Source organism: Janthinobacterium sp. GW822-FHT07H10 (assembly GCF_058798675.1).
In genome coordinates this window covers 416857-429899 of sequence record NZ_JBXAKS010000001.1, presented here as the reverse complement: position 1 = coordinate 429899, position 13043 = coordinate 416857, and the positions used below count along the sequence as shown (strand labels likewise).

Sequence of the window (13043 nt, the reverse complement as noted above, 5' to 3'; positions counted from 1 at the left end):
AGCGCCATGTCCACACAAACCAATTTATTTGACGATGCCCAGCCTGAGCCGATCGAGCCGGATGAACCGGTATTCGACGGTGAAGCGCTGACCCTGTCCACGTTTGCCGAGCGCGCCTATCTCGATTACGCCATCTCGGTGGTCAAGGGCCGCGCCCTGCCCGACGTCTGCGATGGCCAGAAGCCCGTGCAGCGCCGCATCCTGTATGCGATGAATGAGCTGGGCTTGAATTCCACGGCGAAGCCGCGCAAATCGGCGGCCGTGGTCGGCGACGTGCTGGGCAAGCTGCATCCGCACGGCGACCAGTCCGTGTATGACGCGCTGGTGCGCATGGCGCAGGACTTCTCGCTGCGCTACCCGCTGATCGATGGCCAGGGCAACTTCGGTTCGCGCGACGGCGACGGCGCGGCGGCGATGCGCTACACGGAAGCGCGTCTGACGCCGATCGCCAAGCTGCTGATGGATGAAATCGGCATGGGCACGGTGGACTTCCAGCCCAATTACGACGGCTCGACGGAAGAACCGAAGCTGCTGCCGGCGCGCCTGCCGATGGTGCTGCTGAACGGCGCCTCCGGCATCGCCGTGGGCCTGGCGACGGAAATCCCGTCGCACAACCTGGCGGAAGTGGCGAAAGCGGCTGTCGCCATGATCCGCGATCCAAAGATCACGCACGCCGAACTGATGGCCATCATCCCCGGCCCCGACTTCCCCGGCGGCGGCCAGATCATCACGCCGCCATCGCAGATCCAGGACATGTATGCGAGCGGCCGTGGCAGCATGAAGGTGCGCGCACGCTGGAAGATCGAGGAACTGGCGCGCGGCCAGTGGCAAGCCGTCGTGACGGAACTGCCGCCGGGTACCTCGTCGCAAAAGGTGCTGGAAGAAATCGAGGAGCTGACGAATCCGAAGATCAAGCTGGGCAAGAAGGCGCTGTCGCCGGAGCAGGTGGCCCTGAAGGCGCTGATCCTCAATTCGCTCGACACCATCCGCGACGAATCGGGCCGTGCCGCGCCCGTGCGCCTCGTGTTCGAGCCGAAATCGAAAAACCAGGACCAGACGGAATTCATGCTGATGCTGCTGGCGCACACGTCGCTGGAATCGTCGACCTCGATCAACCTGGTGATGATAGGCGGCGATGGCCGTCCGCGCCAGAAGGGCCTGGGCGACATCCTGCGCGAGTGGATCGACTTCCGTTTCGAGACCGTGACCCGCCGTACCGGCTACAAACTGGGCAAGGTCAAGGACCGCATCCATATCCTGGAAGGGCGCGAAGCGATCCTGCTCAATATCGACAAGGTGATCCAGATCATCCGCAATTCGGATGAACCGAAGGCGGCCCTGATCGACGCGTTCAATCTGTCCGAGCGCCAGGCCGACGATATCCTGGAAATCCGCTTGCGCCAGCTGGCGCGCCTGGAAACGCTCAAGATCCAGCAGGAACTGGCCGAGCTGCGCAAGGAAGAAAAGTCGCTGCAGGACCTGCTCGACAACCCGGGTTCGATGAAACGCGCCATCATCCGCGAAATCGAGGCGGACGCCAAGCAGTTCGGCGATGCGCGCCGCACCCTGATCGAGGAAGCGCAAAAAGCCGTGGCCGAGCAGAAGGTGGTCGATGAACCGGTCACCGTCATCATCTCGGAAAAAGGCTGGGTGCGCGCGCGTACCGGCATCGGCCACGATGCGGCCCAGTTCACGTTCAAGGCGGGCGATACCCTGCATGGCGCCTTCGAGTGCCGCACGGTCGACACCTTGCTCGGCTTTGGCAACAACGGCAGGATTTATTCCGTGCCCGTTTCCGCGCTGCCCAACGCACGTGGCGACGGCGTGCCGATCACGACCTTGTGCGACCTGAGCGGCGGTACACCGGGCAACGCCGTGCGCATCCTCCACTACTTCGCGGGCAATGGCGCCACCAGCCTGCTGCTGGCGTCGAGCGCCGGCTACGGCTTCATCGCCAAGGCGGGCGACATGGCCAGCCGCTTGAAAGGCGGCAAGGCCTTCATCACGCTGGACGACGGCGACGTGCCACTCGAGCCAAAGATCATCCCTGACGCGGCCAGCGCCGTGGCCTGCCTGACGGAAGGCGCGCGCCTGCTCGTGTTCGGCCTCGATGAAATGAAAACCCTGTCCAAGGGCGGCACGGGCGTCAAGCTGATCGACCTGGAAGGCAAGGACAAGCTGCTGGCCGTGCAGCCGATCACGCAACGCGGCGTCGTCGTCTCCGGCATCGGCCGCGCATCGAAACCGCAGGATGCGTCGCTGGGCGCCACGGCCCTGGCCGAGCACTTCGGCAAGCGCGCCAGGAAAGGCAAGGCGCTGGCGGCCAAGCTGAAGCCCGTTTCGATGACGGCCATCGGCTGATGCAGGGTTGATACGGTTCGGTCGATACGTCGGCCGGACCGTCTTTCCCGCAGACTAAAAAACTAGATGCTGCGAGAAGCGGCCAGCGCAGGGTGGCAGGCCGGTGCCGCTGATTCTGGCCATCACGCCGGCATAAACTTTTCTTCAGAGCAAGTCAAAATTGCCTCTGCAGCTCGTGCAAGAGCTGCCAGCCTTGCTGTGGCATCGAGCATGAATGCGGCTGGAATACAGACTGCCAGCCATCGCCGGGCAGCTATCGCCCTTCATCCGAAAACAATCTCCGTTTCACCCGTTTTCTTCATCTGAAAAAACGGGGCAAGCCATCGCCATCTCGTCTTGGAAAATGACTTAATTCACAACATCCACATAAGACGCTTCGCACATATCGCCGCGTATCGGCAGCCGGTCGTCAAAGTTGATATTGATTTTCTTCCCCATGGAAAATGCGAGATAAACGGCGGCAATCAAATGTTTATGCTTGGCATCCACCGCCACGCGATAGGCCAGCGCCGGGCATCCCATGCCCGCAGGCAGATTAACCGGGGCCGCGAACCAGATTTCAATGGCATTGGCAAACACGGGAGTAGAAAAGTCTCCGATACCGCGTATCTTGCTGATCGTGACATTTTCAACATGAATTTCAGTCGCCTGTGCCGGAAGGCAGCAACTAATGAGCACAGCGGAAACCAACAGGCTTTTCGCTTTTAAAACACTAAAAGATATCGTCATTATTTATAGGGGAAACACTCACATTTTTCCACAAACAATCGGCATATCGAATGTTGCGTATGAGAAAATTTAGTCTAGCGTTTTATGCAAGCGCCGTCCATACGAGAATTTTCCTCTAGACACCAGACCAGCAACAGTTATCCGATTTAAATAGGCAGTCAACGTGATTTATCTGGCAGATGGCCAGGTGGGCGATATTCATTCAAGGTGAGGGAACAATGCCGGCGGCCGCGCAAGCAGCTGCTTTCCCTCTTCCTCGTCAGCGCCGCGCCAGTTTAAGGATGTCCGGCGTGGCCTCGATGATTTCCAGCACCTCTTGCGCCGCCGCCGCCGTGCCGCCCACGCCATAGCGGCCCATGCCCAAGGGAACGAGCCGATCGGCCGCGCCGGCGCGCGGACGGTCATCGGGGCCGGGCGGCATGGCGGTCAGGGTGGCGGCGCCTTCTTCCCCCGTTTTTCCGCCGGTGCCGAATTCGAGCACCTTGCGCCCCTTGCGGCTGGGCGGAAACGCGAACGTGGCCGTGGGCCGGTACACTTCGATGCCGCCCGCATCTTCCTCGAACGAATGCGTCCAGCTACCGCTGGGCAATGCCATCGTCATACCATGCATGCCGCCCCCTTTCCGAACCATCGCTGTCCAGACGCCCATAGGACGCCGTCAGAAGCACGATACCACGCCGCCCAGGCTTTCATAGCCGCTCACGGACGGTGACCAGGCCGAACCGTTCCAGGCCTTGTGGAACAGGGCGCCATTGGTGCCCGTGACAAACACGTCGAGGCGGTTGGCCGCCCAGGCCGTGGCGCGTGGACGCGACGTGCACACGCCGCCCAAGCTTTCAAAGCCCGTCAGCGATGGGCTCCAGGCACTGCCGTTCCACGCCTTGTGGTACAGCGCGCTGTCCGTGCCGATGACGAACAGGTCCAGGCGGTTGGCCGCCCACGACACGGCTTCTACTTCGCCCACGCAGATGCCGCCCAGGCGTTCGAAGCCATCGATGGATGGCCCCCATTGCGTGCCATCCCACCACTTATGGTACAACGCGCCATCGGTGCCGGTGACAAACACATCGAGGCGGTTCGGTCCCCACGCCACCGCCTTCGGCGACGACATGCAGATGCCGCCCAGCCGTTCATAGCCGGTCAGCGACGGTCCCCAGGCCGTGCCGTTCCACCACTTATGGTACAGGGCGCGGTCCGTGCCGATGACGAACACGTCCAGGCGGTTCGGGCCCCAGGCCACGGCTTCGGGCTGGCCCAGGCAGATGCCGCCCATGGCTTCGTAGCCCGTCAGCGACGGTCCCCAGGCGGCGCCATTCCACCATTTGTGATACAGGCCCCGGTCCGTGCCGACGACAAACACGTCGAGACGGTTCGGGCCCCAGGCCACGGCGCGCGGATCGCCCACGCACAGGCCGCCCATCGCCTCGTAGCCCGTCAGCGACGGTCCCCATGCCGAGCCATTCCACCACTTGTGGAACAGGCCGCTGTCGGTGCCCGTGACAAAAACGTCGAGCCGGTTCGGCGCCCATGACACCACCTGCGGCGCACTGGTGCAAATGCCGCCCTGCCCCTCGTAACCGCTCACGGAGGGCGCCCACGCCGCCCCATTCCAGGCCTTGTGGTATAGCGCGCGGTCGGTGCCCAGCACGAAGACGTCGAGGCGGTTCGCGCCCCAGGCCACGACGGGAGAGGAACTCTGGCGCGGCGTGGCGCCGCCGCCCGCGCCCGTGCCGATGCTGGCGCGCGGGCCATCGAGGCAGGCCTGCATGCGCGCCACCTGGCCCGTGGTAAACATGAACATGGCCGGGTCGTCGACATAATCCATGTAATTCATGAACATGTCGCCATTCGGCCCATTGCTGCAGGAAACATGGGGGAACGAAGGCTGGCCCGTATTCGGTCCACCCTGGTTGGGCGTGTCGGCCACGTTGTCGGTACCCGAGCACCCCGTGCCGTCGTCGCCCCAGATATGGTTCAGGTTCAGCCAATGCCCCACCTCGTGCGTGGCCGTGCGGCCCAGGTGGAACGGCGGCGCCGCCGTGCCGACGGTGCCGAACGCCGATTGCAAGACCACCACGCCGTCGGTGGCGGCCGGGCCGCCGGGAAACTGCGCGTAGCCGAGCAAGCCACCGCCAAGCTGGCAGACCCAGATATTGAGGTAGGTATCGGACGGCCAGGCATTCATGCCGCCCGTCGCCTGCGACTTGACGGCGTCGTCGGCGCCGAAGGACGTCACTGTCGTCTGGCGCCGCTCGATGCCGCTGGTGGCCGCCCCATTCGGATCGCGCGTGGCCAGCGCGAATTCCACGCGCGCGTCGGCCGTCAGCGGCAGGAATGGCGCCGGAGTGCTGCCCACATCGCTGTTCGTGCGCCGGTAATCGCGGTTGAGCACATCGATCTGGCTGGCAATCTGCGCGTCCGAGATATTCTGCGCGGCCGTGTTCCACACCACGTGCACCACCACCGGTATCTGCGTCACGCCGGCGCGCGCGGCGATGCTGCGGTCGCCTTCGTACAAGCCGGCCAGGTTCTCGATATCGTCGCGCACGCGCGCATAGGCGGGATCTTCGCTCAGCAGGCGACGATGCACGTCCATCGTGGCGCAGGTGCGCACCTGCGGCGTGCCGCCGCCCTGGCTATCGCCAGCGCCGCCGCCGTCGCCCCCCATGCCGCCGCCCGCGCCACCACCGGCCCCGTCGCGGTCACCGCCCATGCCGTCGCCATCGCCCACATGCATGCAGCTGGCGCCGGCCATGCCCTGCGATGCCTGCTGCATGCCGCCGGCGGGCATGCTTGCCGCATCCGCTGCCGCCGCGGCATGGATGACCGCCTGGTCGGCATACGACACGCCCAGGCGCGGCCCGGGCATGCGATCGCCGCTGTCCGCGCCGGCATCGGCGGCCTGCATGTCGCCCTCGACCGGCATGGACTGCATGGCCGGCATGCCGTCAGCGGAACCGGTCGCCGGTGTTCTTTTCGTTTTGGCGGTAGTCATGATGTCTCCCTTGGTCTGTCTGCCAATTCACTATGGCACGGCGACAGGGCGGGCATTTGAGGCACGTCAAGGATGGCAACGCCAGGGAAAAGGCAGGCGAAAAAAAAGACAGCCGGGGCTGTCTTTTTTGCTACAGGAAAACCTGCATGGGGAATTACTTGGCGGCGGCGGCCTTGACTTCAGCGTCGGCCTTGGCCTTGGCTTCTTCCGTCTTGGTGGCGGCGACAGCCTTGTCGGCGTTCGCTTCCACTTTTTCCTTGGCAACTTTAGCATCGGCTTTCACGGCAGCCTTACCCGCTTTTGCATCGGCCTTGGCGGCCGCCTTGTCGGCCTTGGCTTCCGCTTTCAGCTTGTCTTCCGGGTCGGCATGCACCACTTTGTCGTGGGCCTTGGCCTTGGTTTTATTGGCCTTGTGATGGGCGTCGGCTTTCTTTTCGTCGGCCTTCATTTCTGCCTTGGCGACATTGGCGTCAGCCTTGGCATCGACCTTGGCTTCCGAAGCGGCAGCCTTGTTGACGTCTTTTTGCGCGGAAGCCTGGGCTTTCACGACGGCTTCGGTAGCCGGCGCCGTCTGAGCGATGGCGGCGGTGGCAAACAGGGTAGCGATCAGGGCGGCGAGTAATTTGTTCATGATGTGACCTTTCAATATGGATTCGATTTATTTTTACTAAAGGCGGGCAAAATGTTCCAAATTTGCCAGGCATCGCGCTGTTGTTGTCAGCAGCTCGATGGCATGACTTCATAGTAAAGACAAAGTCGAAACCAGACTGTGCGCTATCGCACTCAATGGGAAATATGTGCAATTCGGCAAATTTCCCATTGCGCGGAGCGCGGGCACGCGTCTCAGGCACTCACGCGCCGACGGCCAGCGCCGCATGGCGGGCCGCCACCCACTCCTCGTTGGCCGGCTCCACGCCCACGACGATGCGGCTGTCCTCGCTGGAAATGCGGCTGGCATTGCGCGCATTTGCCCCGCTGTCGAGCACGGGGCCGATAAACCCCAGCTCGGCGCAGATGCGCTGGCGCAGTTCCGCGCTGTGCTCGCCGATACCGGCCGTAAACACCAGCATGTCCAGCCCGCCCAGCACGGCCGTCAGGGCGCCGATCTCGCGCATGATGCGGCGGATATATAAAGCCAGCGCGGCACGGATGCGCTCGCCCGTTGCATCCTGCCGGTCCTGCTGCGCCAGCAGCACGGGCGGGTCGGCCGACACGCCGGAGACGCCCAGCAAGCCCGACTCGTGGTACAGCACATGCGCCACTTTTTCCAGCGACAGCTTTTCGATTTCCATCAGGTAGATGACGGCGCCCGGATCGAGCGAGCCGCAGCGCGTGCCCATCATCAAACCATCGAGCGCGGAAAAGCCCATGGTGGTGGCCACGCTGTGCAAGTTCTCCATGGCGCACAGGCTGGCGCCGCTGCCCAGGTGCGCGACGATGACCTTGCCCCGCGCGACAGCACCGAAACGCTGCTCCAGCACCAGCGACTGGTATTCATACGACAGGCCGTGGAAGCCATAGCGGCGCAAGCCCCGCTCCCACGCATCGTACGGCAGGGCCAGCATCTGCTCGACCTGCGGCACCGTGTGGTGGAAGGCCGTGTCGAAGCACGCCACCTGCGCGATGTCGGGACGCGACTCGAGCAGCACCTCGATCGCCTCCAGCGCGAACGGCTGGTGCAAGGGCGCCAGCGGCACAAAGCTTTTCAGGTCCGCCAGCACCTTGAAATCGATGCGCACGGGGGCGAAATACTTGCTGCCGCCATGCACCACGCGGTGCGCCACGGCGTGCAGCGGACGCCCGGCCAGGCGCTCGACGACTTTTTCGCGGATGTGCGCCAGCGCCGCATGGTGCGGCTGCTGCGGGTCGAGCTGCAGGGACTCGGCCGGCAGGCCCCCGGCACGGTAGGTGGCGCTTTCGCGGCCGATGCCTTCGACCTTGCCGCTCCATTCAGCCTGCTGCGGCAGCACGCCGTCCGCCTGCTGGAACAGGGCGAACTTGATGCTCGACGAGCCGCAATTGAGCACCAGGATCAGGGCGCCGTCGGCATGTTGGACAGGGGTGTTCATGGCGGCGTGCTCCGGTAGTGGTTGGCCAGCATCACGGCGATGGCGCACGAGGCGATGCGGCTGGCGCGCGAGTCGGCGCGGCTGGTGAGGATGACGGGAATCTTCGCGCCCAGCACGATGCCGGCGCTGTCCGCGTCGCCCATGTATTCGAGCTGCTTGGCCAGCATGTTGCCGCTCTCGAGGTCGGGCACCAGCAGGATGTCGGCGCGGCCCGCCACCTCGGAAACGATGCCCTTGACGGTGGCGGCGGCGATCGAGACGGCGTTGTCGAAGGCCAGCGGACCGTCGAGGATGGCGCCGGTGATCTGCCCGCGGTCGGCCATCTTGCACAGGGCCGCCGCATCCAAGGTCGCCGGCATGTCCGGATTCACCGTTTCCACGGCGGCCAGGATGGCCACGCGCGGTTCGGCCACGCCGATCACGTGCGCCAGGTCGATGGCGTTGCGCACGATGTCGGCCTTCATCGCCAGGTTGGGCGCGATATTGATGGCGGCGTCCGTGATGATGAAGGGGCGCGGATAGGCCGGCGTCTGCATCAGGAAGCAATGGCTGATGCGGCGCTTGGTGCCCAGGCCGGCGCTGGCCGACAGCACGGCCGACATCAGTTCGTCCGTGTGCAGGCTGCCCTTCATCAGCGCTTCCACCTCGCCCTTGCCCGCCAGTTCGGCGCCGCGCGCGGCAGCCGCATGGCTATGCTCGACGTCTTCGATGGCGATGCCTTCCAGGCTCAGGCCCGCCTGTGCCGCCACGGCTTCCAGGCGCGCGCGCGGCGCCACCAGCACGGGCGTGATCAGGCCGGCCGCATGCGCGTCGAGCGCGCCCGACAGGCTCAATTCATCGCAAGGGTGGATCACGGCCACCTTGATCGGTCCCAGGGTGCGCGCATGTTCCAGCAGGCGCCGCGTGCCGTCGCCGTTATGCAGGCGCACTTCGGGCAGGGTGGCGCGCGCCCGTTCGATCTGTTCGGCCGGCGCGACCACCTGCGCTTCGCCATCGAGCACCACGGCGCCATGCTGGTTGACGCAGCGGCAGGCCAGGGTCACGTGGCGGTTGCGCGGTTCCAGCGCCGTGACGGTGACGCTGATATCGAGCGTATCGCCGACGCGCACGGGCTGCAGGAAACGCAGGGTCTGGCCCGTGTAGACGGTGCCGGCTCCGGGCAGGCGCGTGCCCAGCACGGCCGAAATCAACGCCGCGCCCCACATGCCATGCGCGATCACGCCCTGGTAGCGGCTGGAGGCGGCAAATTCGGCGTCCAGGTGCTGCGGATTGTCGTCGCCCGACATCACCGCGAACAGGGCGATGTCGTCCATGCTCAGGGTGCGCGTGATGCTGGCAGTGTCGCCGATGGCGATCTGCTCGAAGGTGCGGTTGCGCACGATATTCAAGTCGTCAGTTTTGGTGGTGGTCATCTTGGCCTTCTAGGCTGGGGTAATGTTCTTGGCAGGTTTGGCTTTGGGCTTCGTCGTGGATGCAGGGACAGGCTGCGATTCTCGCACGGCCGCCGGCTGCGCCTGTTCTTGCACCGTTTCCTGCGCCCGTGCGGCGCGGTCGAAGACGGCCAGCATCTGCTGCAGGCTCGCCTCCTCGTCCGGCGTCGGCGCGTCCGGCACCAGCAGCACTTGCTGCAGCCATTCGGCCAGCGCGCGGATGGCATCCGGTTCGGCACGCGACAACAGCACCGGCAAGGCGGCGACGGCGGCGTCGAAATCATGCAGCATCAGGCGCGCCTGCTGGCGCACGATGTGGCGGAATTCTTCCATGCTGACGCCCTGCGTGTACTGCGGCTTGACCAGTTTCAGGGCCAGGTTGACGCGGCGCTCGTCGGCGATCATGCGGAAGCGGTAGATATAGAACAGCGAGCGCACGGCCGCCTCCACCAGTGCGCCCTGCTGCATGTCCTCGTCCATCTTGCGCGTTTCGCAGCGCACGTACTCGCAATGCTCGGGAGAGATGCCAGGATGCGGGCGTGGCGGCGTGGCATCGCCGATGGCTTGTCCCGTCAGCGCCTGCACGAGGGGCGAACCGTAAACCAGGTCGAAGGTGGTTTCCTGCAGCGTGTCGCGCCAGTCGCGCCAGCTGTTCAAGCCCGCCGTGACGGCGCCGGAGAAGGCCTCCTGCATGGCCAGCAGCGGATTGTCGGGCGCCACCGGCTGGCGGTTCGCGCGCACTTTTTCCGCCTCCCTGGCCACCAGCGCGGCCAGCGGATTGTGGTCCGTCCAGCGCTCGTACGACACGCGCAGCGGATGCGTGAGTTGCAGGAAGCGCGCCGTCTGCGGCGTCACCATGGCGCGCACCCACGGCTGCGCAAAGGTGCGGTACAAGGCCAGGTTGACTTCGGACACGCGCGCGGCGGCGGCAAACTTGCGGTCGTTTTCCACGTCCGGCTGCACGATGGCGCGCACGTCCTCGATGCTGCGGCGCTCGACCTGCAGCACGTAATCGCCGCTGGCCAGATCCGCGTTCGGCGTGTCGGGCGTCTTGTCGACGATCAGGGCCTGGTAGATGCCGGCCGGCAGGAGGTTGATCAGGTCGATATTGCTGGCGAACTTCTGGTGCTCCTTGCGCCCCACCTTGGCCGACACGAAGATGCCCAGGTGGCCGATGCTGTCATGCACGGCATACACGATGGTCTGGTCGTGCATCAGCACGTCCTTGTCGTCGCGGTACAGGTCCGTGATCCAGCCCAGCGCCTGCGGCGGCGGCGTGATGTTGTCGCCGTTCGAGCAAAACACGACGATGGGCGAACGGATATTGCGCAAGTCCAGGCGCACGCCGTCGGACGTGATCAGTTCGGCCGTCGCCAGGCGGTTGCCGATGAACAGATTGTCGACGATGTACTGCATCTCGACGTCGTTCAGGAAGACATGGCCGCCCCAGTATTTTTCAAATTCCAGGTAACGGGGCGCTTCCGTGTCGATGTTCGCGTACAAGTTGTACTGCTTGCTCCACAGGGTATTGGCCGGGTTCAGGTTCTCGAAATTCTGCACCAGGCTGGCGCCGTCGAAACGGCCGTTACCGAGGTCGCCGGCCAGTGCCGTGGCCCAGCTGCCGCCCATCAGCCCGCCCGCATAGCGCATCGGGTTGCGGCCATGCCAGCCGGCCCAGTACGACACGGGCGCGCCGGCCACGATGATGGGGCCGAACAGGTCCGGGCGCATGGCCGCCGTCATGAGGATTTGCCAGCCCGCCTGGCAATTGCCGATGACGACAGGCTTGCCCTCGCTGTGCGGATGCAGGGCGATGACCTTTTCGAGGAATTGCGCTTCCGCGTGCATCACGTCTTCCACCGTCTGGCCCGGCACGGGATCGGGCAGGAAGCCGATGAAATAGCAGGGATGGCCGGCGCGCAGGGCCACGCCGATCTCGCTTTCGGCCTTGAAGCCGCCGATGCCGGGGCCATGCCCGGCGCGCGGATCGACGACGACGAACGGGCGTTTCGTGGGATCGGGTTCCGGCGCATCGGCGACGAGGATGCGCGCCAGGCCGTAATTGACGGGACGCGCCAGTTCCAGGCCAGACATCACCACTTCGGCCGGAAAATCGAGCACGTTCGGCACTTTCTCGGCCAGATGCTCCTGGTACTGGTTGCCGCGCCGGCGCATCACGTCCGCGTACAGCACGATGCGCTGCCACGAGTCGCGCGCATAGTCGCCCAGCATGCCCAGCGAGGGCAGGCCGCCGGTGGAGAAAAATGGAGCAGATTCGATCTTCATGACTATCCTTTTCATGCAGTGAGTGCCGGAACATTCCGGCGCGGAACCTACGCCATCTGGCTGATGGTCTTGCGAAAACGCGCCAGCGCGAAGGTAAACAGGGCCGTGCCGATCGCCAGCAGGGCCAGGAACGGTTTCCATACCACGTCGATGCCGGCCCCCCGGTACAGGATCGCCTGGCTCAATTCGACGAAGTGCGTGGTGGGCGCGATCAGCATGATGTTCTGCACCAGCTCGGGCATGCTTTCGCGCGGCGTGCTGCCGCCCGAGAGCATCTGCAGCGGCAGCAGCACGAGGATCAGCAGCATGCCGAACTGCGGCATGCTGCGCGCCACGGTGGCAAGGAAAATCCCCATCGAGGTGGTGGCGAACAGGTGCAGGGCGGCGCCGCACAGGAACAGCGCGATCGAGCCTTCAATGGGCACGTGCAACATGCCGCGCACCACCAGGTTCAGCGACAGGGCGGCGGCCAGCAGCACCACGAGGCCCATCGACCAGACCTTGCCCAGCATGATTTCGGCCGGCGTCACCGGCATCACCAGCAAATGCTCGATGGTGCCGTGTTCGCGTTCGCGGATCAGGGCCGCACCCGTCAGGATGATCGACAGCATCGTCACCTGGTTGATGATTTCCATCAGCGAACCGAACCAGGCCTGGCTCAACGATGGGTTGAAGCGCGCGCGCATCACCAGTTCCACCGGCGGGACCGTCGCGCCGCGATAGCGCTTGGCGAATTCGGCCACTTCGCCGGCGACGATCTGCTGGATATAGCCGCTGCCGCTGAAGGCCTGGCTCATGCGCGTGGCGTCCACGTTCAGCTGCAGCTCCGCCTGGCGCCCGCCCAGCACGTCCGCCTGCAGCTTGGGCGGGATCGTCAGCACGAATGTGTACTGGCCCGCGTCCAGCCCCGCATCGACCTGGCTCTGGTTGATCATGGCCGGCGGCGTGAACTGCGGCGGGAAGAAGGCCGAGGCGATGCGTCCGGACAGGGGCGAGCCATCCTCGTCGACGATGGCGATCGAGGCCATGTGCAGGGTTTCCGGCTTGGCCGTGGCGGCCACGTAGATCGCCAGGGTAAACGTGTAGAGGATCAGGATCAGCATCATCGGGTCGCGGATCAGGCTCCAGATTTCCTTCACGCCCAGGCGGTAGATATTTTCAAGGTGTCGCAAA

General features: G+C 64.7%; 9 protein-coding genes. 1 reads left to right on the top strand and 8 read right to left on the bottom strand.

The window, feature by feature from the left end; all coding sequences use genetic code 11:
* Nucleotides 1-6: 6 nt before the first annotated feature.
* Nucleotides 7-2361 (top strand): DNA topoisomerase IV subunit A, encoded by a 2355-nt coding sequence (gene parC, locus AC1RDJ_RS01945; protein WP_071321977.1) that lies wholly within the window; start codon nucleotides 7-9, stop codon nucleotides 2359-2361.
* 348 nt (nucleotides 2362-2709) lie between these two features.
* Here parC and AC1RDJ_RS01940 read toward each other — a convergent pair whose 3' ends face one another.
* From AC1RDJ_RS01940 to AC1RDJ_RS01905, 8 genes are all read right to left on the bottom strand, one after another.
* A complete protein-coding gene (locus AC1RDJ_RS01940) occupies nucleotides 2710-3090 on the bottom strand; it encodes a hypothetical protein (RefSeq protein WP_289884788.1) in 381 nt (126 codons plus the stop codon).
* Nucleotides 3091-3349: 259 nt separating this feature from the next.
* Nucleotides 3350-3691, bottom strand: a complete 342-nt coding sequence (locus AC1RDJ_RS01935; protein ID WP_493026352.1) for a hypothetical protein — start codon at nucleotides 3689-3691, stop codon at nucleotides 3350-3352.
* Nucleotides 3692-3748: 57 nt separating this feature from the next.
* Nucleotides 3749-6085: a DUF8189 domain-containing protein gene (locus AC1RDJ_RS01930; protein ID WP_493026351.1), complete on the bottom strand. Its 2337-nt coding sequence runs from the start codon at nucleotides 6083-6085 to the stop codon at nucleotides 3749-3751.
* A gap of 154 nt (nucleotides 6086-6239) precedes the next feature.
* Nucleotides 6240-6716: a hypothetical protein gene (locus tag AC1RDJ_RS01925; RefSeq protein WP_289884785.1), complete on the bottom strand. Its 477-nt coding sequence runs from the start codon at nucleotides 6714-6716 to the stop codon at nucleotides 6240-6242.
* Between the two features lie 220 nt (nucleotides 6717-6936).
* Nucleotides 6937-8154, bottom strand: coding sequence for an acetate/propionate family kinase (locus tag AC1RDJ_RS01920; protein WP_493026350.1), 1218 nt, complete (start codon nucleotides 8152-8154; stop codon nucleotides 6937-6939).
* Nucleotides 8151-9566, bottom strand: a complete 1416-nt coding sequence (locus tag AC1RDJ_RS01915) for a bifunctional enoyl-CoA hydratase/phosphate acetyltransferase (protein ID WP_493026349.1) — start codon at nucleotides 9564-9566, stop codon at nucleotides 8151-8153. The genes AC1RDJ_RS01920 and AC1RDJ_RS01915 overlap by 4 nt, the downstream gene beginning before the upstream one ends.
* Nucleotides 9567-9575: 9 nt before the next feature.
* Complete coding sequence (locus tag AC1RDJ_RS01910) at nucleotides 9576-11870, bottom strand: DUF3141 domain-containing protein (RefSeq protein ID WP_493026348.1); 2295 nt, start codon at nucleotides 11868-11870, stop codon at nucleotides 9576-9578.
* A gap of 47 nt (nucleotides 11871-11917) precedes the next feature.
* Nucleotides 11918-13042, bottom strand: a complete 1125-nt coding sequence (locus AC1RDJ_RS01905; RefSeq protein ID WP_493026347.1) for an ABC transporter permease — start codon at nucleotides 13040-13042, stop codon at nucleotides 11918-11920.
* Nucleotide 13043 lies beyond the last annotated feature (1 nt).

Coding starts and splice junctions, on each gene's coding strand:
- AC1RDJ_RS01940 (WP_289884788.1), bottom strand. CDS start 3,090: ATGACGATATCTTTTAGTGTTTTAAAAGCGAAAAGCCTGTTGGTTTCC.
- AC1RDJ_RS01930 (WP_493026351.1), bottom strand. CDS start 6,085: ATGACTACCGCCAAAACGAAAAGAACACCGGCGACCGGTTCCGCTGAC.
- AC1RDJ_RS01935 (WP_493026352.1), bottom strand. CDS start 3,691: ATGACGATGGCATTGCCCAGCGGTAGCTGGACGCATTCGTTCGAGGAA.
- AC1RDJ_RS01910 (WP_493026348.1), bottom strand. CDS start 11,870: ATGAAGATCGAATCTGCTCCATTTTTCTCCACCGGCGGCCTGCCCTCG.
- AC1RDJ_RS01925 (WP_289884785.1), bottom strand. CDS start 6,716: ATGAACAAATTACTCGCCGCCCTGATCGCTACCCTGTTTGCCACCGCC.
- AC1RDJ_RS01920 (WP_493026350.1), bottom strand. CDS start 8,154: ATGAACACCCCTGTCCAACATGCCGACGGCGCCCTGATCCTGGTGCTC.
- AC1RDJ_RS01915 (WP_493026349.1), bottom strand. CDS start 9,566: ATGACCACCACCAAAACTGACGACTTGAATATCGTGCGCAACCGCACC.
- parC (WP_071321977.1), top strand. CDS start 7: ATGTCCACACAAACCAATTTATTTGACGATGCCCAGCCTGAGCCGATC.